21 protein-coding genes and 1 pseudogene are annotated in these 21281 nt (G+C 70.1%); 6 read left to right on the forward strand and 16 right to left on the reverse strand.

Annotated features, from left to right (window positions below; translation table 11 throughout):
* Positions 1 to 136: 136 nt before the first annotated feature.
* On the reverse strand, positions 137 to 1963 hold the full coding sequence (gene ilvB, locus BMG07_RS02610) for a biosynthetic-type acetolactate synthase large subunit (RefSeq protein ID WP_198083069.1): 1827 nt from the start codon (positions 1961 to 1963) through the stop codon (positions 137 to 139).
* A 251-nt stretch (positions 1964 to 2214) separates the two neighbouring features.
* Between ilvB and BMG07_RS02615 the strand changes: the two genes are divergently transcribed.
* Positions 2215 to 2442, forward strand: a complete 228-nt coding sequence (locus tag BMG07_RS02615) for a hypothetical protein (protein ID WP_198083071.1) — start codon at positions 2215 to 2217, stop codon at positions 2440 to 2442.
* Between the two features lie 59 nt (positions 2443 to 2501).
* Entirely contained in the window at positions 2502 to 2810 is a 309-nt protein-coding gene (locus BMG07_RS02620) for a hypothetical protein (protein ID WP_307866840.1), read from the forward strand.
* Positions 2811 to 2850: 40 nt separating this feature from the next.
* Here BMG07_RS02620 and BMG07_RS41360 read toward each other — a convergent pair whose 3' ends face one another.
* The 13 genes from BMG07_RS41360 to BMG07_RS02680 all read right to left on the reverse strand — a co-directional run bounded on the left by BMG07_RS41360 (position 2851) and on the right by BMG07_RS02680 (position 16328).
* Positions 2851 to 3186 (reverse strand): hypothetical protein, encoded by a 336-nt coding sequence (locus BMG07_RS41360; RefSeq protein ID WP_269758570.1) that lies wholly within the window; start codon positions 3184 to 3186, stop codon positions 2851 to 2853.
* A gap of 151 nt (positions 3187 to 3337) precedes the next feature.
* Positions 3338 to 3505: a hypothetical protein gene (locus tag BMG07_RS41365; RefSeq protein WP_269758571.1), complete on the reverse strand. Its 168-nt coding sequence runs from the start codon at positions 3503 to 3505 to the stop codon at positions 3338 to 3340.
* Positions 3502 to 3936: a biopolymer transporter ExbD gene (locus BMG07_RS02630; protein WP_198083073.1), complete on the reverse strand. Its 435-nt coding sequence runs from the start codon at positions 3934 to 3936 to the stop codon at positions 3502 to 3504. Before BMG07_RS02630 ends, BMG07_RS41365 begins: the two co-directional genes overlap by 4 nt.
* 12 nt (positions 3937 to 3948) lie before the next feature.
* Positions 3949 to 4377: a biopolymer transporter ExbD gene (locus BMG07_RS02635; RefSeq protein WP_198083075.1), complete on the reverse strand. Its 429-nt coding sequence runs from the start codon at positions 4375 to 4377 to the stop codon at positions 3949 to 3951.
* A 40-nt stretch (positions 4378 to 4417) separates the two neighbouring features.
* On the reverse strand, positions 4418 to 5299 hold the full coding sequence (locus BMG07_RS02640; protein WP_269758572.1) for a MotA/TolQ/ExbB proton channel family protein: 882 nt from the start codon (positions 5297 to 5299) through the stop codon (positions 4418 to 4420).
* Positions 5300 to 5353: 54 nt separating this feature from the next.
* Positions 5354 to 5743 (reverse strand): hypothetical protein, encoded by a 390-nt coding sequence (locus BMG07_RS02645; RefSeq protein ID WP_198083077.1) that lies wholly within the window; start codon positions 5741 to 5743, stop codon positions 5354 to 5356.
* Positions 5728 to 6540: an alanine racemase gene (locus BMG07_RS02650; RefSeq protein ID WP_198083080.1), complete on the reverse strand. Its 813-nt coding sequence runs from the start codon at positions 6538 to 6540 to the stop codon at positions 5728 to 5730. The genes BMG07_RS02645 and BMG07_RS02650 overlap by 16 nt, the downstream gene beginning before the upstream one ends.
* Positions 6541 to 6548: 8 nt before the next feature.
* Positions 6549 to 8939, reverse strand: a complete 2391-nt coding sequence (locus tag BMG07_RS02655) for an alpha/beta fold hydrolase (RefSeq protein WP_198083082.1) — start codon at positions 8937 to 8939, stop codon at positions 6549 to 6551.
* Positions 8936 to 10630 carry a serine hydrolase gene (locus BMG07_RS02660; protein ID WP_198083084.1) on the reverse strand — a complete coding sequence of 565 codons (1695 nt, stop codon included), beginning with the start codon at positions 10628 to 10630 and terminating at the stop codon, positions 8936 to 8938. The genes BMG07_RS02655 and BMG07_RS02660 overlap by 4 nt, the downstream gene beginning before the upstream one ends.
* Before the next feature lie 72 nt (positions 10631 to 10702).
* On the reverse strand, positions 10703 to 12127 hold the full coding sequence (locus tag BMG07_RS02665; protein WP_198083086.1) for an MFS transporter: 1425 nt from the start codon (positions 12125 to 12127) through the stop codon (positions 10703 to 10705).
* A 1-nt stretch (position 12128) separates the two neighbouring features.
* Complete coding sequence (locus BMG07_RS02670; protein WP_198083088.1) at positions 12129 to 14642, reverse strand: TonB-dependent receptor; 2514 nt, start codon at positions 14640 to 14642, stop codon at positions 12129 to 12131.
* Between the two features lie 73 nt (positions 14643 to 14715).
* Positions 14716 to 15774: a FecR domain-containing protein gene (locus tag BMG07_RS02675; RefSeq protein WP_198083090.1), complete on the reverse strand. Its 1059-nt coding sequence runs from the start codon at positions 15772 to 15774 to the stop codon at positions 14716 to 14718.
* Entirely contained in the window at positions 15771 to 16328 is a 558-nt protein-coding gene (locus BMG07_RS02680; RefSeq protein WP_269758574.1) for an RNA polymerase sigma factor, read from the reverse strand. Before BMG07_RS02680 ends, BMG07_RS02675 begins: the two co-directional genes overlap by 4 nt.
* 259 nt (positions 16329 to 16587) lie before the next feature.
* Here BMG07_RS02680 and BMG07_RS02685 point away from each other — a divergent pair, with 259 nt between their 5' ends.
* Complete coding sequence (locus tag BMG07_RS02685) at positions 16588 to 16944, forward strand: STN domain-containing protein (protein WP_198083092.1); 357 nt, start codon at positions 16588 to 16590, stop codon at positions 16942 to 16944.
* Between the two features lie 96 nt (positions 16945 to 17040).
* Positions 17041 to 17649 (forward strand): CHAP domain-containing protein, encoded by a 609-nt coding sequence (locus tag BMG07_RS02690; protein WP_307866841.1) that lies wholly within the window; start codon positions 17041 to 17043, stop codon positions 17647 to 17649.
* A 30-nt stretch (positions 17650 to 17679) separates the two neighbouring features.
* Here BMG07_RS02690 and BMG07_RS44625 read toward each other — a convergent pair whose 3' ends face one another.
* Positions 17680 to 18024, reverse strand: a complete 345-nt coding sequence (locus BMG07_RS44625) for an ankyrin repeat domain-containing protein (protein WP_269758575.1) — start codon at positions 18022 to 18024, stop codon at positions 17680 to 17682.
* Between the two features lie 113 nt (positions 18025 to 18137).
* A pseudogene (locus tag BMG07_RS44630) lies at positions 18138 to 18632 on the reverse strand (hypothetical protein); the annotation flags it as partial.
* Between the two features lie 222 nt (positions 18633 to 18854).
* Between BMG07_RS44630 and msrB the strand changes: the two are divergent.
* Complete coding sequence (gene msrB / locus BMG07_RS02700; protein WP_198083095.1) at positions 18855 to 19403, forward strand: peptide-methionine (R)-S-oxide reductase MsrB; 549 nt, start codon at positions 18855 to 18857, stop codon at positions 19401 to 19403.
* 34 nt (positions 19404 to 19437) lie between these two features.
* Positions 19438 to 21267 (forward strand): cytochrome c biogenesis protein DipZ, encoded by a 1830-nt coding sequence (locus BMG07_RS02705; RefSeq protein WP_198083097.1) that lies wholly within the window; start codon positions 19438 to 19440, stop codon positions 21265 to 21267.
* Positions 21268 to 21281 lie beyond the last annotated feature (14 nt).

The raw sequence follows: 21281 nt of genomic DNA on the forward strand, positions 1-21281 counted from the left end.
CTTCCACGAGAGCCGGCATCTTTTCATCGGGCCCGGGCCGCCGCAATCGAAAAAATCGAAGTTTTCAACAGGCGAAAAGTAGCGGGAATCCACGAGGGGCACGGCCGCCGCAGCCGTGCCCCTCAGGCCGGCGCGCCTACAGGTCTTCGCTGCCCAGCAGCATCTCGGTCATGCCTTGCCCGTCCTTGACCGTGGGGAACACGTTCTCGGTCGGATCGATGCGGAAATCGATCAGCACCGTGCGGTCCCGGTGGCCGCGCGCCTCGCGCAGCGCGGGCCCGACGTCGGCCGGCCGCTCGACCCGCATGCCGACGTGGCCGTAGGCCTCGGCCAGCTTGACGAAGTCGGGCAGGGCGTCGAGGTAGCTGTGGCTGTAGCGGCCGTCATAGCCGATCAGCTGCTGCTGGCGCACCATCCCGAGGTAGCGGTTGTTGAGCAGCACGATCTGGATCGGCGCGTCGTACTGCAGGCAGGTCGACAGCTCCTTGGTGCTCATCTGCACCGAGCCGTCGCCGGTGATGCAGAACACCTCGCTGTCGGGCCTGCCCATCTTCACGCCGATGGCATACGGAATGCCCACGCCCATGGTGCCGAAGCCCCCGGAGTTGATCCAGCGGCGCGGCGCGTCGAAGCCGAAGTACTGCGCCGTCCACATCTGGTGCTGGCCGACGTCGGAGGTGATGTATACGTCGTCGCCGCGGGTCATCTCGCACAGGGTCTCGATCACGCGCTGCGGCTTGATCACGTCGGTGTTGTAGCGGTCGTAGCGCAGGCTGTCGCGCGCGCGCCAGGTGGCGATGCTGCGCCACCACGCGGCCATCTCCCGCGGGTCGGGCCGGCGCAGCACCGACTCGCCGAGCAGCGCGACGAGCGCCGTCAGCACCTGCCCGACGTCGCCCACGATGGGCAGGTCGACCTTCACGCGCTTGGCGATGCTCGACGGGTCGATGTCGACGTGGATGATCTTGCGCTGGCTGCGCGCGAAGTGCGCGACGTTGCCGATCACCCGGTCGTCGAAGCGCGCGCCGATGGCCAGCAGCACGTCGCAGTGCTGCATGGCGTTGTTGGCCTCCCAGGTGCCGTGCATGCCGGGCATGCCCAGGAACTTCGGGTCCGAGGCCGGGTAGGCGCCCAGGCCCATGAGCGTGGTGGTGACGGGGCAACCCAGCAGGTCGACCAGCGTGCGCAGTTCCCGCGCGGCGTTGCCCATCACCACGCCGCCGCCAGCGAAGACGCAGGGGCGCTCGGCCGCCATCAGCAGCGTGAGCGCCTGGCGGATCTGCTCGCGCTGGTCGTCGGCCTCTGGCGGCTGCGAGGGCGCGCGCATCGGCACGGTGTCGGGGTAGCCGGTGTAGGCGACCTCGGTGCGCGACACGTCGATCGGAAAGTCCACCACCACGGGACCGGGGCGTCCGCTGCGGGCGATGTGGAAGGCCTTCTTCAGGGTCCGCGCGATCTCGCGCGGGTCTTTGACGAGGAAGCTGTGCTTGACGATGGGGCGCGTGATGCCCACTGTGTCGCACTCCTGGAAGGCGTCCTGCCCGATCGCCTCGGTGGACACCTGCCCGCTGATGACCACCAGCGGAATCGAGTCCATGTACGCGGTGGCGATGCCGGTGACCGCGTTCGTGAGCCCGGGCCCGGAGGTGACGAGCACCACGCCGACCTTGCCGGTGGCCCGGGCATAGCCGTCGGCCGCATGCACGGCCGACTGCTCGTGGCGCACCAGCACGTGCTGCACGGTGCGCTGCCGATGCAGCGCGTCGTACACGTGCAGGACGGCACCGCCCGGGTAGCCCCAGACGTACGCGACGTCTTCGGCCTGCAGGCAGCGGACGAGGACTTCGGAGCCTGTCAACGCCTGTGCTTCAGGGGTCTCGCAAAGAGACGCAGGAGGGGGAAGAAATGTGCCAGCCGGCAATGCAGCGGCGGCCGGGGGATGCCCGGCAGGGGAGATTTGCATGGTCAACCTTTGTGAATTTCTCTGACGAAAAACCTTGGGTGCCCCTTCGCTCGACCCTTGTGGGGTGGCGTCGGGACTTTGGACCCTGCGGACATGGGCGAGATACTTGCTGTGCCGGACCGGGACCCGTTTGCCGTTGAAGTGCAGCCCCGATTATGGCGGCGCAAAAAACTTTTCCGGCCGCGCGACGGATTCCGCCGGCACCGCGCGTTTAACTCCCACGCTGATCCAGCGGTCTCGGGAGTTTTTCAATGATCGTTCGTTCGTCGCTTGCCGTGGCGACCCTGTCCGCCCTCGTGCTGTCCGGCTGCGTGGTCGCGCCGGCGGTGGTGCGGCCGGCCTATGTGGCGCCCGCCGGCGTGGCCTACGTCGGGCCGACCTATGCGGTGCCGGGCCCGGGCTTCGTGTGGCAGTACCACGCCCGCTACGGCTGGGGCTGGCATCACCCCGTCTATGGCTGGCATCGCGGCTGGCACTGACGCCGGCCCGCCTCCCGCTTCGTTTTTTTCATCCGGCCGATGGCCGAAAGGTAACTCTCATGAAATCACGTGGTTCGACCTTGCTGGGGCTCGGCACGCTCTTTCTCGCATGCGCCGGCGCGCTGCTGACCACCGTGTCGGCGCGGGCCCAACCGGTGGTCGTCGGCCCGCCGCCGGTGGTGATCGTGCGGCCGGCCCATGTCGTGCGCCCGAGCGTCATCGTCGAGCGGCCGGCCTACGTCGTCCCGGCGGGCGTCGTGTATGTCAGGCCGACCTACGCGATGCCGGCGCCGGGGTACCTGTGGCACTACCGCGCCCATGGCGGCTGGGGCTGGTACCACCCGCGCTACGGCTGGTACCGGCGCTGAGCGGGTGATCGACTGATCGATTGACCGCGCGGCGCCCGCCTCACTCGATGCGGAACACGAACTCCTGCGTGGCCACGACTTCGGCGTCGCCCGTCGTCTGGCATTCGTAGCGCATCACCGCCGAACGCACCGCCGACTGGTAGACCTTGGGGCCCGACAGGAAGCGCACTTCGGTCACGTGGCCGCCCTTGATGCGCACCTCCGCCTTGACGACACCGCTGATGCCTTCGTCCAGCGCCTTGCGCGGCATCTCGGGCTTGACCTGCCGGGGGCAGGCCACCGCGATGTCGGTGGACACCGCCTGCGGCGGCGCAGGAGGCGCGGGCGGTGCCGGCGGGGCCGCCGGCGGCGGTGCCACCGGCAAGGTGCTCTGCACCGCGGTGACCGCGGGCGCGAACTCGGCGGCGGTGTCACCTCGGGCGGCGGCACGTAGGCCGGACGCGGCGGCGGCGGGGCCTTCGGCGTCTCTTGCCGGACGATCTTCTTCGGTGGAGGCGGCGGGGGAGGGGGCGGCGGTGGCGGCACCTTCACCTCGCGATGATGGTCGCGTCCATCGGCTTCTTGATCATCTCGATGGTCTTGCGCGCCAGGCCCGAGACGAGCGCGTAGCCCACCAGCACATGGAACAGCACCATCACGCCGATGCCCACGGGGCCGAAGCGCGACTTGGGGTCGAAGTCGTTGGCGCGCCTCATGGGATGAACTGCTCCGAGCCCATGATGCCCAGCTTGGTCAGGCCCGAGCGCTGCGCCGAGGCCATCACGCCGGCCACCACGTTGTACTTGGCATGCTTGTCGGGGCGCAGGTGCACTTCGGGCTGCACCGGCTGCGCGGCCACCTGCTCGAAGCGCCGCTCGACCTCGGCCAGCTCGGCCACGGCCTCGCCGTTCCACAGCACCGTGCTGCGCTCGTCGATGTCCACGCGCAGCACCTCGGGCTTGATGTCGTTCGGCGGCGGGTTGCCGTTGGGCATGTTCAGGTTCACCGAGTGCAGCTGGATCGGGATGGTGATGATCAGCATGATCAGCAGCACCAGCATCACGTCGATCAGCGGCGTGGTGTTGATGTCCATCATGGGTTCGTCGGACGGGGTGCCGCTGCGGCGCCCCTGTTTTTCTTTTCGCATGGCTGTGTGTTCTCAGTTGCGCGCGGGCGGCTCGGTGATGAAGCCGACCTTGACGATGCCGGCCGACTGGCACGCGTAGATGATCTTGCCCACGGGCTCGTAGTCGGAGTGCCAGTCGCCGCGGATGTGCACCTCGGGCTGCGGGGTGAGGGCGGCCACCTTCTTCAGCTTGCCGGCAAGCGTGTCCACGTCGCGCACGGGGGTGTCGTACCAGTAGATGCGGCCGGCCGAATCCACCGACAGCACGACGGTGTCCGGCTTGCTTTCGCGCACCTCGTTGCGTTCCTTCGGCACCTCCACGGGCACCGAGTAATTGACCACCGGGATGGTGATGAGGAAGATGATCAGCAGCACCAGCATCACGTCGACCAGCGGCGTGGTGTTGATGGCGGCAATCGCCTGTTCCTCGTCGCCCCCGCCGGAGGGAATGTTCATCGCCATGGTGTGGCTCGCCTTGCGTGCGGTGTGGGTGCCAAGGCGCTCAGGCGGTGGCGCTGCCGGCCAGGATCACCGAGTGCAGCTCGCCGCTGAACTCGCGCACGTCGTCCATCACGGTGATGTTGCGGCGAAGCAGCCAGTTGTAGCCCAGCACCGCCGGCACGGCCACGGCCAGGCCGATGGCCGTCATGATGAGCGACTCGCCCACGGGGCCGGCCACCTTGTCGATCGACGCCTGCCCGGCAATGCCGATGGCGGTGAGCGCGTGGTAGATGCCCCAGACGGTGCCGAACAGGCCCACGAAAGGCGCGGTCGAGCCCACGGTGGCGAGCAGCGACATGCCGTTGCCCAGCCGGCGCTGCACGCGCTCGGTGGCGCGGTGGATGCACAGGTCGACGAACTCGGCGAAGTCGACCTTGCCGCGCAGGCCGTGGTGCTTCTGCGTGGCGTGCACGCCGGCATCGGCGATGAAGCGGAAGGGGCTGCCCTCGGCCAGGCGCGCGGTGCCGGCCTGCACGGTGCCTTCCTTCCAGAACTCGTTGTCGACCTCGCGGGCCTGCCGGCCCATGCGCATCTGCTCGAGCAGCTTGGTGACGATCACGTACCAGCTGCCCATCGACATGACCGCGAGGATGAACAGCACGGCCTTGGCCACCAGGTCGCTCTGGGCCCAGAGCGCGCCGATCCCGTAGGGGTTGTCGACCTTGGCCGCGGCCGGTGCGGGCACCGCGGCCGGCGCCGTGGGTGCAGGCGCGGCGGCAGATACGGCGGCAGGTGCGGTGGTGGGAGCGGTATTGGGAGCGACAGCGGATGCGGGCTCCGGCGTGGCCTGCGCGTTGGCGGCGTGCGGCGCGGCGCCCAGGGAAAGCGACAGGGCGAGCGGCGCGGCCACGGCCATCAGCTTGGCGAAAAAGGTCTTCATCATGAGTGACTCCAAAAAACAAAACGGGGGCGATTCGGGGGCGATCGGGGCGTCCGGTCAGGCCGGGCGCCAGCCAAGGGCCTTGCCCCACACGGCGTGCACGCCCGTACCGGCGCCGCGCACAACGTGGTAGCGGTCGTAGGGAGCCGCGGTCATGCAGGCGTGATGCGGAAGAATGCGCACGCGGCTGCCGACGGGCAGTGCGTCGAACATGGCCCGCAGGTCGTCGTCGCCATCGCCTTCGATGGCGATCAGGCCGTGCTCCTGGTGCAGCTCGGCCACGCGCAGGCCGGGCAACGGCGTGGTGCCGTCCGCGCGGCAGACCAGTCCGAAGCCCAGGCCGCCGCGAAACTCGGCCGCCGACTCGTCCTTCGACAGCGCGAGCGCGCCGGCGTCGATGAGCACGCGGCGCGAGCGCGGGTTGTGGCCGATCACCGTGGCCAGCACCGACAGCGCGATGTCCTCGATGCCGCAGATGCCGCGCGCGGCCTGGTCCAGGTCGAAGAAGGTGTAGACGCGGGGCGCATTTCGGTGACGCCGTCCAGCCGCTCGGCGCACACCGCGGTCGGCGTGGCGCCCACGCTGACGACATCCACCGCGAAGCCGGCCGCGCGCAGGCACCCGGCCGCGCGCACCGCGCCGGCGCGCTCGGCTTCGGCGATGGCGCGGATCGCGTCCAGCCCCTCGGCGTGGTAGCTGTGGCCGGCGTGGGTCAGCACGCCGGCCAGCGTCAGCGATTCGCTGCGTTGCACTTCGGCCGCGATGGCCCGCAGCGCTTGTTCATCGTCGGGCGCGACACCGCCGCGTCCGCCGCCGGTGTCGACCTCGATCAGCAGGCCGAAGCGCGCACCGAGGGCGCGCGCCCGTGCCGCCGCCGCACGCACCGCTTCGACGCCATCCGCGAGCAGGTTCACGCGGGCGCCGTGCACGTGCTGCACGCGATGCAGCGCATCGATCTTGCCGGCGCTGATGCCCACCGCGTAGGTCAGGTCCAGGAAGCCGTAGCGCGCGAAGTAGTCGGCCTCGGCCACGGTGGACACCGTGATCGCGCCGCCGTGCCCGCGCGTGGCCAGGCGCGCCACCTCGGCCGACTTGGAGGTCTTCAGGTGCGGGCGCAGCGCCACGCCGTGGCGTGCCGCGCGCCGCGCCATCGCGTCGCAGTTGCGTTCCAGCACGGTGCTGTCGAGCAGCAGCGCGGGCGTGCTCAGTTCGGCCAGCGGCGTGTGTGCGAGCGGTGTGTGCACGGGCGGCATCACCGGGCGCATCCGAGCTCCGCCATCACCCAGTCGACTTCCTCGGCAATGCGGCTCACGAAAGGCGGCAGCACGATCAGCGTCATGTGCTCCGCGCCTTCGATGCGATGCAGGCGGCTTCGCTTCGACAGCGCCGTGTGCGCCTCCTGGTATTCGGGCCAGCGGCGTTGCACTTCGGCGCCTTCCTCGGCACCCGGCGGCAGCTTCTGCATGACCGTGGCCGACAGCACCGACAGCGGCCGCACGCCCAGATCCGGCGACGCGCCGGCCTGCCGCGCGACTTGCTGCAGGCCTTCGTGCTCCTTCACCATCGTGTCGACGGTTTGCGGCGTGTAGTTCGCGGCCATCTGCCGCAGCACGTGGGGCATGTCGGCAAAGATGGCCTGCACCGGCGCGAAGTCCGGCGGCGGCAGACCGCCGGCCTGGAACTCCGCGCGCTTCTGGCGCTCGGGCGCCAGCTGCTCCGCCGGCAGGCCCTTGAACACCTCGAACTGCTCCGGATGGCTGGCGTCGAGCATCACGACCCCGACCACCTGCTCCGGATACAGGCCGGTGTAGATGCGGTTCAGCAGGCCGCCCAGCGAATGGCCGATCAGCACGATCGGCCCGGTCACGCCGGCCGCGGCCAGCAGCGCATGCAGATGCTGCGCGTTGCGCTTGCCGTCGAAGGGCGCGTCGTCGGCATCGCTCCAGCCCATGCCCGCGCGGTCGTAGCTGATCACCGGGTACTTGGTCGACAGCGCCTGCTGCAGGCGCGCGAAGATCGGCGAGGCGCAGCCGCCGCCGGCTTCGAGCACCAGCGTGGGAGACAGCGCGCCGGCCGGCGCGGGGCCGCTGCGCTGCAGGTGCATCTTGCGTCCGTCGACGGTGTACAGCTCGCCGGGCGCGGGCATGCCGCGCCCGTCCACCGACGACGGCAATGCACGCGCGGCGCGCTTGGGTTCTTCCACGCGCGGCCAGTAGTCGAGGTCGCGCACGCGATACGGCAGGTTGGCGAAGTCGGTGCTCAGCGAGGCCGGCGTCGACACGTACAGCACCGACTTGGCGATGGGGCCGAACTCCGCATGGAAGTGCTGCGCCGACTTCACGATGATCAGCTTCTTGGCCGCCAGGTCGATGCCCAGGCCCGTGAAGAGGTCGGCGCCGATGACCTGGTTGCGCTTGCTGATGAGCACGATGTCCACGCCGTCGGCCGCCTGCACCCACACGCACGGGCCCATGGGCGTGCGCACGCCGGAGAGGCCGCCCTGCGAATGCGCCTCCACCACGCGCTTGACGGTCACGTGCAGGTCGATCGGGTCGCCCGAGGCCGGGCCGCACTTGCCGCCCAGGCGCAGCTCGAAACTCGCGCCTTCGCCCGCGTCGCGGCACAGCTGCACCGCGCCCAGGTCCCACACGCCGCCGAAAGCCACGTCGCCGATGCCGCGCTCGACCACCGCGCGCAGCATGAAGGTGCTGTCGCTGGTGGCGCCGCCGCCGGGGTTGTCGGCGGTGTCGGCAATGACCACGGGGCCGTCCGGCGTGGCCATGGCCTGGGCGAGCGTCTCCTCGATCGAGAGCGAGGGCACGCCGGTCTCGTGGCGCAGGTCCCAGAAGCCGCGGCCCAGTTCTTCGGCGAGCTTCGCGGCGAGCGCGGGTTCGTTGTCGGTCACCACCCAGAGCTTGGCGCCCGACTCGGGCACGTCGGCCCAGGGGAAGCCGTGGCCCAGCGACACCGAGAGCACGCCCGGCAGCTTCTCGGCCTCCTGCATGCGGCGCACGAAGCCGGCCATCGGTTCGCGCGTGGTGTGCCACTTGCCGACCATGCGGCAGTCGTGCACGGCCGTCACGGGCCGCACGCGGCCCTGCGCGGTGTCGACCACGATGCGGATCAGCTCGGTCAGGCGCTCGAACGCGTCGGTGTGCGGATATTCCTTGTAGCAAATGATCGCGTCCGCCGCGTCCAGCATCTTCTGCGTGAAGTGGCAGTGCAGGTCGAGCGACACGCCGATGGGCACGTTCGGCCCGACGATGTCGCGCACGCGCGAGATCACGTCGCCTTCACAGTCGTCGTAGCCGTCGGCCACCATCGCGCCGTGCAGCACGAGGATCACGCCGTCGACCGGGCCGGCCTTGCGCAGGTCGTCCAGGATCTCGTCGCGCAGGCGTTCGTACACGCTGCGCACGGTGCGCCCCAGGGGCTGCGCAAAGGCCAGCAGGCTCTCGACCGTTTCATGGCCTTCGGCGGCCAGCTGCCTGCGCACTTCCACCGCGTACAGGCCGTAGCCGGCCGCGTCGCGCGTGCTCGCATCGCCGCGGAAGATGCCGTATTCCTCGTAGCTGCCCAGGCCGGTGGGGGCCGAGACGAAGGTGTTGGTTTCGGTGGCGAACAGGGTGGTGAAGAACTTCATGCGTGGGCCTCCTGGCGGGCAAGGTGGATGTTTCGCGAGCGTGTGGTGGCGAACTGCAGTCCCACGACCCGGCCGTCCTTGCGCTTCACGTTGAGAATCGATTTGCCCAGCTGGGCCAGCACCGGGTCGACCGAGGCGAGCGTCATCACGTCGGCCGACAGCGGCGTCAGCACGCACACGTGCTGGCCGTGGCGGCCCTGCACCGTGAGCAGCAGCTTGCCGTCCACCAGCGCCATGTGCGCGGTGGCGTCCAGGTCGGGGCTGGTGTAGTCGCCACACAGCTGGTCGGCGAGCGACGCGGCATCGGGCGCGGTCTCGGGCAGGCGCTCGAAGCGGCGCGGCTGACCGCCTTCGTGCAGCACGAGTGCGTCGGGCGCGCGTTGCGGGTCGATGTCGCTGGCGTCGAGCACGAGGTCGTTCGTCGGCAGGTCCTGCAGGCCCAACCACAGCTTGCCGTCGCCCTGGTTCATGGGCCTGGCCTCGCCGGCCTGCCACGACATCGCCAGCTTGCCGGCCACGTCCGCAAAGCCCAGCAGGCAGCCCGTGGAGGGGGCGTGGTAGCGCTGGCCGGGCAGCGCGGGGAAGGCGCTGGCCAGCGGGCGCGCTTCGGGCGCCGCGAGCGCGTCGCCCAGCAGCAGCTCGATCACCTTGAGGGCCAGCGCCGCCGGCGACACGGGCGCGCCGTTCACCATGGCAATGATGTCCAGCCCGTGGCTGGGCACGCTGATCATCTGCGACTGCGCGCCGAGCACGGCGCCCGCGTGGTGGACGATCTCGACGCCGCGGTACGGGTGGCGCGCGAGGCCGAAGCCGTAGTTCACCTGGGAGCCCGACGACAGCGTGGTGGGCGCCGACAGCAGCGCCCAGCTCCTGGCGCTGCCCACGATCTTTTCGCTGCCGTGCATGTGCGCGAGCCAGCGCAGCATGTCGTCCGCCGTCGACACCAGCGAGCCGCCGCCGTCCAGTTCGCACGGGTACAGGCCGCGGCGCCAGCCGCCGCCGGGCGCGGGCATGTACAGGCCGGCCATGCCGGGGACCACGTCGAGGTCGGTCTGCACCGACAGGGTGTGGTGCATGCCCAGCGGGGCGAACAGGCGCGCCTGCAGGAAGTCGTTGAAGCTCTGGCCGCTCACGCGCTCGACGATCTTCGCCAGCAGGAAGTAGCCGCCGTTGCTGTAGACCATGTGCGTGCCGGGCTCGAAGTTCAGCGCGCTCTGGCGCGCCATGGCCGGCAGGCCCGGGCCGGGCAGCGTGAACGTGAGGCCGTGCGCAATGGCCCACAGCTCGTCATGGCCGCGCCAGCCGCTGGTGTGCGTGAGCAGGTGGCGCAGCGTGGGGCCGTTGGCGCTGAGCCGGGGCAGCTCGGGCAGGTATTTCTGCACCGGGTCTTCCACGTCGAGCAGGCCGTCTTCGGCCAGCAGCAGCACGGCCATCGCCGTGAAGTGCTTGCTGGTGGAGGCGATGCGCATGCGCGTGGTCGGCGTGAGGGCCACGCCCATCTCCAGGCTGGCCATGCCGACGGCGCGGCGATACAGCAGGCGGCCGTGCTGCGCGATGCCCAGCACCAGGCCGGGCGCGTCGCCGCGGTTCAGGGGCGCCACCAGCGCGTCGATGGCGGCCAGCGCGGCAGCCTCGGCGGCGGGTGAAGAGGGGGGAGTGTCGGGTCGTGAAGGCGAGGGTTGTTGTGACATGGAAGGACAACGCAAGAGGGTGGGAGGAACGAGAAGGAATCGGGTGGCTTCAGGTGGGCCGGGCCGAACGCATCAGGCGCACGAACGGGCCTTCGGTGGCGCGCAGCACCATGCGCCGAGGACGCCGCCGATCAGCGTCGCGGCAACGATGGACATGGCCAGCCCGTTGGGCACGGACTTCAGGGCGTCCGACAACATGCCCACCAGCAGCGGCCCCACCACGCCGAACGGCAGGCCGGCCACGGAGAGCAGCGCGATGGTGCGTGCGCGCAGGTGCGGCGGCGCCGCGTCCTGCAGCACGTTGGGCAGCAGCACCGCGCCGCTGATGAGGGGAATGACCAGCAGGGCCAGCAGCGTGAACGCGTCGGTCGCCGAACGCGTGAAGAGCAGCAGCGACGACAACAGCGCGGCCGTCAGATTGCCCAGCATGATGATGCGCAGCGCGGCGGCCGGCCCCATGCGGGGCTGCACGTAGCGCATCGCCGCCACGCCCAGCAGGCCGCCGATCACCGTGCCGCACAGAAAGGCGATCCCCATGCCCTGTCCCATCTGCGCCGGCGTGACGCCGTACTGGCGCGCCGCCATGATCGGCAGCCAGGTGCCGATCGAGCTCATGCCGATGCTCGCCAGGCCCGCGCCGACCACCAGGCCCGCGAAGGTGCGCCAGTGCTCGCGCAGGTGGTCGCGAAAGCTGATGGTGCTGACGACGTCGTCGGCATCGGCCTGGGTCACTGCGTGGGCGGAATGCGCGGCTTCAGGCTTCGCCCCGGCCGCCGCCGCTTCGTCCGGCGGGGCCGGCTGCGCGCCGCCGCGCCGGGTCCGGCGAATCGACAGCACCAGCAGCGCCACCGGTATGCCCGCCGACGCCATCACGAAGAAGGCCAGCCGCCATGTCTCCATCTGCTGCATCGAGGCGGGCAGCCAGTGCCGCAGGTCGTCCGTCAGGTGCACCACCGTGCCGCCCAGCAGGGCGCCCAGCGCGCTGCCGAAGATGGCCGACAGCGCGAACACCGCGTTGGCCAGCACCCGCTGCGTGCGCGGGAACAGGTCGGGGATCATGCTGTTGGTGATGGGCCCGAGGCCGGCTTCGCCCACCCCCAGGCCGATGGAGGCGATGAACAGCACGCCGTAGTCCATGGCGGTGCCGCGCATGGCGGTGGCGGCGCTCCACAGCACCACGCAGGCCGCCAGCACCACGCGCCGGTCGTAGCGGTCGCTCAGCCAGCCCAGGGGCAGCGTGGCGATGCCGGTGAACAGCACGATGCCCGCGCCCTGCAGCAGCCCCAGCTGCGTGTCGGAGAGCGACAGCGTGATGCGCATCGGCTCCGTCAGCAGCGTGAGGATGACCTTGTCGATCGAGCCCAGCACGGTCGCGATGACCAGCACCGCCAGCGCGTACCAGGCGCTGGCCGGTGCTTTTCGGGTCGTCGTTTCGCGTGCGGCGGGGCTCGCCGCATCCGGCGGCAACGCGGCCGCCATCGGATTGAGACTCGACATCTCAGAACGGAACGTTGACGCTCAGGCCGACGGTGCGCGACGGTGCCAGCGCCGCCTGCACCAGGTTCGGGTTCGCCGCCAGGCCGGTGTCGATCGACAGGATGCCGCGCTTGTTCGCCAGGTTGCGCACGTAGGCCGAGAGGCTGAAGCGCTGGAAGTCGATGCCCGCCTGCAGGTCGACCAGCGTGTAGGCCGGCATCTTGATGCTCGGGATGGTCGCGCTGCCCGCGTAGCCCGCGTCGCGCTTGCCGGTGTAGCGCGCGCTGATGCCGAAGTAGGCCGGGTGATCGGCGATGCTGAAGTTGCGCGTCACGCCCAGCGTGGTCGCAAAGCGCGGCGTCTGCGGCAGCCGGGTGCCCGCCTTGGCGTCCAGGCCCTTGGCGTCCTCGGTCAGGCGCGCATCGATGAGCGAGGCGTTGGCCGTGAAGCGCCACTCCTTGCTGGGTTTCCAGTTGAGCGTGAGCTCGCCGCCCTTGATGCGGGCGCCGCCGGCGTTGGTGACGAACACGAAGCCGCCGCTCTTGGTGGGCTGCTGCACGTCGCGCCATTCGATGTCGTAGAGCGCGGCCTCCAGCGACAGCTTGCGGTCCAGCAGGTCGGCCTTGTAGCCGAGTTCGTAGCTCCACAGCGAGTCGGACTTGTACATCGGCTGCACGATGTTCCGGTCGGTGTCGGCCTTCAGCACGTTCGGGCCGCCGGGGCGGTAGCCGCTCGCCGCGCGGAAGTAGACGTTGCTGGTCTCCGACAGCGTGTACTTGGCCGCCGCGAGGTAGGTGGTGGGGCTTTCCGACGAGGTGCCGGCGGCGTTGGAATCGACCGGGCCGACCAGCGAGCCGGACTGCTTGCTGTCGTAGCGCTGGTTATTGCGCGCCAGCCGCACGCCGCCGGTGAACGACAGCGCGGGCGTCACGTTCCAGGTGACGTCGCCATAGAGGGCCTCCTCGCGGTAGCGCGAGGACTGCGTCGACGTCAGGAAGGTCTTGTTGCCCAGGCCGCCGTTCAGGTTGGCGCTGAGGGTGCCGTCGTTCTGGCCGCGTTCGCGGTTCAGGTAGATGCCGGCCAGCCACTCGATGGTGGTGCCCGAGCGCGAGGTCAGGCGGAACTCCTGGCTGACACGGTGCTGCTCCACGGTGCTGGCCAGCGGCGCCGAGGACGCCGACAGGCGCAGCGCGGCCAGCGAGGGCGCGTAGAGGGCGGTGAGGTCGACGGAATTGGAGATCTTCACGTCCTGCGCGGAGGTGATCGAGTTCAGGCGCGCCCAGCCGAAGTCGTACTCCACGTCCAGGCCGAACAGCTGCGTCTTGTTGCTGTAGGGCTCGCGGGAAGACAGCTGGCGCGTGCGGTCCAGCCCCCAGGGGCGCAGGGTCCGCTTGTCGATGTCCTCGAAGCCCAGGCCCTGGCGCTTGACGTCCTGCACCGCGCCCGTCAGGCGCACCGTCAGTTCCTTGGTGGGCGTCAGCAGCAGCGAGACCCGGCCGCCGTCGGTATGGCCGCGGTCGATGTTGCGACCCCGTGCCGGACCGGCGGCGTCGTAGCTGCCGCCGAGCTGGTCGGTGAAGGCGGCGAAGCGCACGGCGGCCACGTCTTCCTTGATCGGCACGTTGAGCAGCGCGGCGGTCGTGAAGCCGGGCCCGCCGCCTTGCGTCCACGAGGTGCCGAACTTCACCGAGCCCGCGAACTCCATGGTGTCGGGCTGGTTCGTCACGTACTTGAGCACGCCGCTCATGGCGCCGGCGCCGTACAGCGTGCCCTGCGGGCCGCGCAGCACCTCGATGTGGTGCAGGTCGAGCATGCCCATGTCCAGCGGCGTGAAGCCCGCGAGCGCGCCGGACGAGCTCAGGCCCGTGGCCACGTCGTCGACATACACGCCGACGGTCGCGATGCCCTGCACCGGGCCGGTGGTCAGCCCGCGCATGGTCAGGATGCCGCCCACGCTGCCGCTGCTGGTCATGGTCACGCCCGGCTGCTCGGCCACGTAGTCGGCCAGGTTCTTGGCGCCGGCGCGCTCCAGCGTCTCGGCCTTCATCACGTTGACCTGCATCGGCACTTCGCGCACCGGCTCGCGGCGGCGCGTGGCCGTGACGGTGACGCTGTCCAGCGACTGCGGCTCGTCGGTCGTCGGCTTGGCCGCCATGGCCGCGGCGGTGTAGATCACGATGGCGCCGTCGTCGCCGCGGCGCGTGAGCAGCGGCGTGCCCGCGAGCAGGTGCTGCAGCGCGTCTTGCGGCGACAGCGCGCCCTTCACGCCGCGCGTGGCCATGCCCTTCACGTCGTCGACCTTGTAGAGCAGCTGCACGCCGCTTTGCGCGATGTAGGCGTCCAGCGCGGTCTTCAGGTCGCCGCCGCCGACGTCGAAAACCTGCGCCGGGGCTTGGGCTTGCGGGGCCTGTGCGTGGGCCTGCATCGACAGGCCGCCCATCAGTGCCCATGTGCCGCCGACGACCCAGGGCCGAAGGGCCTTCCATCGTCGCTTCTTCATGCTCAACGGACCGGGGCTTTGCTTGACTCGATTCATGTTTGTCTTCTCCGTGGTTTTGTTCTGGTACCCACTGAGTGAGACGAATGCCCGGTCACATTCCGGTAATAAGCTAGTTTGAAATCCTTATTTCGTTTCCATTTTCTTGAGCCACGAGGCCGAAGCCCTGCTTGAGCAGCGCGACGAAGCCGCCCATGTTGTTGGCGTCGAAGCTGCCGCCGATGCGGATGCGCGCGAGCGCCGGATCGGCGATCACCAGCTTGCGCTCGTTGTAGCGGTTGAACTGCACGGCCGCGTCGCCCAGCGAGGTCTGGTCGAACACCAGCTTGCCCTGGCGCCAGCTCAGTTCGTCGTCGATCTGCTTGGGCGCCTTCGACATCACGAGCACGTTGTTCGCGTGGGTCACCGCCGCCTGGTTGCGCGTGATCACCGTGGGCTCGACCCCTTTTTCACTTTGGGTCGAAGCAATCTGCACGCGACCTTCTTCCACCACCACGTTCACCTGGTCGCCCTGGCGCCGCACCAGGAAGCGCGTGCCGAGCACGGTGATGCGGCGGTCGCCCGCCATCACGACGAAGGGGTGGGCCTTGTCGTGCGCGATGTCGAAGTAGGCCTCGCCGTCGTCCAGCCACACCTTGCGCCCGTTGGCGTTCACCACGGTGCGCAGGTGCGTGGCGGTGTTCAGCGTGAGCACCGAGCCGTCGGGCAGCGACACCGACTGGCGCGCGCCCACGGCGGTGGCGTAGTGCTCGCTTTGCCAGTCTTGCGTGTACTTCCAGCCGAGCCAGCTGCAGCCGGCCGCCGCCATCAGCAGGCCGGCCGCGATGCGCTGCGTGGAGAAGCGCGGCAAGCGCGAGGGCCGCGTCGCGTGCCCCGAGGTGCGCGGGCCTGCCGACGTGGGCAGCGGAATGGGAATGACGCCGGTCGCCGCGGCGGGCGCGGTTGCCGGCGCCTGCGACGGCGCGGGCGTCATGGCCGGCGGCGCGCGCAGCACGCTCAGCCGGTCGCCGCGCTGCCAGGCGCTGGCCAGCCGCAGCCAGGCCACGCGGTGCGCGATCGACTCGGCGATCCAGGCGTCCAGCGTGTGCTGGTCGGTGTCGGTCCAGGTGCCGCTGTCGCGGCGCGCCAGCCAGTCGGCGGCGACGGATTCGATGCGTTCGGCTTCAGTCATGGCGAGAGCCTCTTGTCGTTCTGGACCCGGCCGAAGGCCTTGGTGTCCAGCTGCACGCCGCTGGAGAACAGCGCGTCCGCCAGCGCGCGCACGCCGCGCGACACCTGGCGCTCGACCGTGTCTTCGGTGATGCCCAGCTGCGTGGCCACCTCGCGCTGCGAGAGGCCGTCGATCTTGCGCATCTCCACCACGCGGCGGCACTTGGTCGGCAGGGCGTCGAGCGCCGTCTGCAGCAGGCGCAGCTCGCCGCGCCCGGCGGCATGGCGCTCGGGCGTGAGTTCGTCGGCCGAGAAGTCGAGCGCGTCGAGGTCGGCAATGATCTCGATCGACACGATCTGCGCGCGCCGCGCGCGGTCGATCAGCAGGTTGCGCGCCGTGGCGAAGACAAAGGGCTTCACCAGTTCGGGCACGGCTTTGGCGGCGGATTCATAGATGCGCACATAAACATCCTGGCGCAGGTCGGGTACTTCGGCTTCGTCGCGCCAGTTGCGCCGAAGGAAACGCGTGAGCGCCGCCTCCATCGGCAGCACTTCGCTGACGAACCAGTTGTCCAAGTCACTGAGAACCAAAAAGCGCTCCTGGAAATGGCCGGATGGGGTACGGCTCGCCGCCGGGATTGGCGACAGACATAGAGACGAACGGCCAGAAGATTTCCGGTAACGCGCGGTGCGGATGCCGGCAAATAAAAGTGGCGCCGGCGCCGCGGCGTGGATTCTAGGAGCCCCGAAATGGGGCGCGCCGTTACCGGAAAGCGGGCCCGCGCTCGTCTCACAGGGGGTACAAGAAAAAACATCTCGCTGGAAACACACCTACATGAATCGAATCGGGAGGAAGAACCCCGCCCCGCGCGCCGCAGCGGGCTGGCGCATCGCCGTCGGGGTGGCGTGCGCGCTGATGGCGGGCCTGACGTGGGCCAACGCCCGGGAGTTCGACGTCGGCGGCGGCGAGCTCAAGCCCGCGCTGGACGCCTACATCGCGCAGTCGGGCGTGCAGCTCATCTACAAGGTGGAGGACGTCAAGGACTTGTCCACGCGCGGCGTCAAGGGCAAGCTCGCGGCCGACGCGGCGCTGGAGCGGCTGCTGGACGGCACGCGCCTGCGCATCCGGCGCGGGCAGGACGGGGCGATGGTGCTGATCGCGCCGGTGGTTGCCACGGGCACGAGGCCATGACATGACGCCCGGCGCCGGCGTTCCCCTAGACTCGCGGCAACCCCCTTCGAAAGAACGACGATTCGCCGCCGCACCCTTGCCCTTCTTCTTGCCTCGGTGCCCGCCGCCGCCGTGCTGGCCGCGGCCGGCTACTGGGGCACGACCCACCTCAACCTGAACCCGGCCCGCGAAGTGGGCGCCGTGCTCGACGAGTTCAACGGCGTGAAGGTCTACTACAACGGCGGCGTCAACCATTCCGATGGCCGCATGCTGTCCCGCGACGGCTACAACCTGGGCATCAAGTACCAGTGCGTGGAGTTCATCAAGCGCTACTACTTCGAGCGCTTCGGCCACCGCATGCCCGACGCCTACGGCAACGCCAAGGACTACTACGACCGGGACACCGCGCACGGCGCGCTGAACGCCAAGCGCGGACTGCGCCAGTACCGCAACGCGCAGGCCGACAAGCCTCGGGTGGAAGACCTGATCGTGTTCAAGCCCACGCTGCTCAACCCCTACGGGCACGTGGCGATCGTCGCGGACGTCGGGGCGACGGACATCGAGATCGTCCAGCAGAACCCCGGTCCGTTCGGCGAAAGCCGGGCCCGCCTGGCGCTCGATGCGGCCGACGGTCGCTGGACGGTGGCGGGCGGCACGCTCGGCTGGCTGCGCCGCGCGAGCGACGGCGAAAGCAACAGCGCCATCGGCGTGCAGGCCACGCCCTAGCGCCGGCGGCGCGCTTCGGGACCGAAGCCCTCAGCCCTCGAGCGGCGCCCGCACGCTGACCCTGGCGTCGACCCGGGCCTTGTTCGCCAGCAGGCAATGCACGATGTCCGGCAGCCCCAGCTCGGCCGCCCAATGCAACGGCGCGGCGCCGGCGGCGTTGTGGACGTTCACCTTGGCGCCGCCCGCCAGCAGCGCCTGGACCGTGGCCAGGCTGCGGCTCGCCACGGCGCGGTGCAGGGGGCTGTCGCGGTGCTCGCCCGGCACGTTGGGCGCCACGCCGTGGGCCAGCAGCTCGCGCACGATGTCGGCCGCGCCGTTGCCGGCATAGGCATGCAGGCTGTGGTCGCGGTTCTCGAAGACCACGTTCCAGCGCATGTCCGCGCCGTGCGGGCGCGCATGTGCGCCAGCAGCGCCGCGCTGGTCACCAGATCGACCGGGCGGCGGCCGCCGCGCGTGGGCTGGTCGGGCCGCAGGCCGGTGCGTTCGCGCACCAGGTCGTACAGCGCGGGGTTGTTCGAGCGGGCCGCCCAGTGAAGGCAGGTGTCGCCGTCGCGGCTCACCGCGTCCAGCCGGTGGCCGTCGTCCAGAAAGCGCCGCACCCAGGCCATGTCGCCGGTGGCGAGCACCTTGTCGAACACGCGCACGCCGTGGGCGTTGGCGGCATGGGGCGACGCGCCGGCATCGAGCAGCCGCTGGGCCACGGGCAGGTGGCGCAGCGACAGCGCGCGGAACAGGGCGGTTTCGCCGTCGGCGTCGGGCCGGTCGACGGGCGCGCCGGCCTCCAGCAGCTGCACCACCATGGCCGTGGCGTGCCGGGGCCGCCCGGCCGCCTGCACGAGCGCGGGCTCCAGGCCGTCGCCGCCGGCATCGAGCACCGCGGCCAGCCCGTTGCGGTGCGCCTGCAGGAAGCGCCCCACCGACAGGAGATCGGCCTGCCGGATGTGGCGGGACAGGGCGATGCGCAGTTCGACGGTGCTCGTCATGGTGGTCGCGAAATTGAAGGGCGGTGCCGGGCACGTCGACTGTGGCGCCGGGCGCACCGGCGTGCCAGTGCCGAAAGTCACCCCCGCCGGCGTCTTTTTTCTTGGGGGCCGGCCAAGCGGCGTAACCTTCGCGCCGAAGCGCCCGAACTACCCGGCGTGGGACGCGAACGCGCATATCGGTTCGGCCGGTGCGTCTTTCGCTATATACATCCGTATATAGAGATGCTGCGTATTCACAGGGTCATCACTCCAAGGATTTGCCATGAACCACCACGCACGCCGTTTCGTTCTCAAGGCCGGGACCTCGACACTCGGGCTGGCCCTTTTCACGCCTTCGGCTGGAGCGCCCGCCTGGCGCATGCGGCCGAGCCCGGCAAGTTCGAGATCACCCGCACCGAGGCCGAGTGGCGCAAGCTGCTCACGCCCAACCAGTACGCGGTGCTGCGCGAAGAGGGCACGGAGCGCCCCTACACCAGCCCCCTGAACGACGAGCACCGCGAAGGCCGGTTCGCCTGCGCCGGCTGCGCGCTCGACGCGTTCTCGTCGAAGACCAAGTTCGACAGCAAGACCGGCTGGCCCAGCTTCTGGCAGCCGCTGCCGAACGCCGTGGCGCAGAAGGTCGACACCTCCGCCGGCATGACGCGCACCGAAGTGCACTGCCGCCGCTGCGGCGGCCACCTGGGCCATGTGTTCGACGACGGCCCCAAGCCGACCGGGCTGCGCTACTGCATGAACGGCCTGGCCATGAAATTCACCCCGGGCGCCGCCTGACCCTTCCACCCGCAAAGTCCGGCTCCACACCATCATGCTTCTGTTCGTCGTCGCCTACCTGGGCGGGGTGCTGACCATCCTCAGCCCCTGCATTCTTCCGGTTCTTCCGTTCGTGTTCGCGCGCGGCGACCAGCCGTTCCTCAAGAGCGGCCTGCCGCTGCTGCTGGGCATGGCGCTGACCTTTGCCGGCGTGGCGTCGCTGGCCGCGGTGGGCGGCGGCTGGGCCGTGCAGGCCAACCAGTACGGGCGCCTGGTGGCGATCGTGCTGATGGCGCTGTTCGGTGTCACGCTGCTGTTTCCGCAGCTTGCGCAGCGCCTGACGCGGCCGCTGGTGAGCTGGGGCGAGCGGCTGTCGGCGTCGGCCGGCGGGAAGGGCGAGGGCGAGGCGGGGAGCGGGCGTTCGTCCTTCATCACCTCGATCCTGCCGGGCGTGGCCACGGGCCTGCTGTGGGCGCCGTGCGCCGGCCCGATCCTGGGCCTCGTGCTGACGGGCGCGGCGCTGGGCGGCGCGAGCGCGCAGACCTCGCTGCTGCTGCTGGCCTACGCGGCGGGCGCCGCGACTTCGCTGGCGGGCGCGCTGCTGATCGGCGGGCGGCTGTTCAAGGCCATGAAGAAGTCGCTCGGCGCCGGCGAGTGGATCCGCCGCGGCATCGGCGTGGCGCTGCTGTGCGGCGTGGCCGCCATCGCGCTGGGGCTGGACACGGGCGTGCTCGCGCAGCTGTCGTCGTCGGGCACCTCGTCGGTGGAGCAGGCGCTGATCGACAAGGTGCGCCCGAAGAAGCCCGCCGACAGCGTGGCCGACGCACCCGTGGTGACGACCGGGCCCGACTCGACGGTGATGATGGCCGGCTCGAACGCCATGATGGCTGCCGCGGCAGACAAGGGCGCATCGGCACTGCCGGTCGAAGGCCAGGGCCCGTCGCTCGATGGCGCCGTGCAGTGGCTCAACTCGCCGCCGCTCACCATGGAAGCGTTGCGCGGCAAGGTCGTGCTGATCGACTTCTGGACCTACTCCTGCATCAACTGCCTGCGCGCGCTGCCCTATGTGCAGGCATGGGCGAAGAAGTACCAGGACAAGGGCCTGGTGGTCATCGGCGTACACGCGCCCGAGTTCGCGTTCGAGAAAGACATCGGCAACGTGCGCCAGGCCGTGAAAGACCTGAAGGTCGACTACCCCGTGGCCGTCGACAACAACTACGCGATCTGGCGCGCGTTCAAGAACGAGTACTGGCCCGCGCACTACTTCATCGATGCGCAGGGGCGCATCCGCCATCACCACTTCGGCGAGGGCGAATACGACAAGTCGGAGCAGGTCATCCAGCAATTGCTGGCCGAGGCGGGGCAGGCATCGACGCCGGGCGACCTGGTCAAGGTCGATGCGCAAGGCGCGCAGGCCGCCGCCGACAGCGCCAACGTGAAATCGCCCGAAACCTACATCGGCTACGAGCGCGCCGAAAACTTCGCGTCGGCCGGTGGCCTGGTGCAGGGCAAGCCGCACGCGTACACCGTGCCGGGCCAGCTCGCGGCCAACCAGTGGGCGCTGGGCGGCGACTGGACCGTGGGTGGGCAGAGCGCGGTGCTGGGCAAGGCGCAGGGGCGCATCGCCTACCGCTTCCATGCGCGCGACCTGCACCTGGTGCTGGGCGCCGCGGCCGACGGACGCCCCGTGCGCATCAAGGTGACGATCGACGGCAAGCCGCCCGGTGAAGACCACGGCATGGACGTCGATGCGCAGGGCCTGGGCACCGTCAGCGGCCAGCGCCTTTACCAGCTGGTGCGCCAGCACGGCGCGGTGGCCGACCGGCGCTTCGAGATCGAGTTTCTCGATCCGGGCGCGGAGGCTTTCGCGTTCACCTTCGGCTGAGGCGAACCCCGCGC

Source organism: Variovorax sp. E3 (genome assembly GCF_016082275.1).
In the GTDB taxonomy this organism is placed as follows: domain Bacteria; phylum Pseudomonadota; class Gammaproteobacteria; order Burkholderiales; family Burkholderiaceae_C; genus Variovorax.